1 pseudogene is annotated in these 322 nt (G+C 74.2%); it reads right to left on the reverse strand.

The features are described from left to right. Positions 1-133: pseudogene (locus JHD67_RS22530) on the reverse strand (IS3 family transposase); the annotation flags it as partial. Positions 134-322: the final 189 nt, after the last annotated feature.

Genomic DNA, 322 nt, shown 5'->3' on the forward strand with positions numbered 1-322 from the left:
GTCGCGCTGCTAGCGCTTGATCCTTGCCTGACTGCGTGGGTGTGTAATGCGCCACGCGTCGACTCAAGGCAAGGTACAAACACGCCTTGCGCCGCGATATTCCCCGGCCAACCAGTACGCCCAATGCCTGTCTCTTATACACATCTCCGAGCCCACGAGACCCGTGACCGAATCTCGGTTGGCGGCTTGTGGGTGAAAAAAGGGGGGGGGGGGGGGGGGGGGGGGGGGGGGGGGGGGGGGGGGGGGGGGGGGGGGGGGGGGGGGGGGGGGGGGGGGGGGGGGGGGGGGGGGGGGGGGGGGGGGGGGGGGGGGGGGGGGGGGG

It is taken from the genome of Dyella sp. ASV21 (assembly GCF_016428975.1).
In the GTDB taxonomy this organism is placed as follows: domain Bacteria; phylum Pseudomonadota; class Gammaproteobacteria; order Xanthomonadales; family Rhodanobacteraceae; genus Dyella.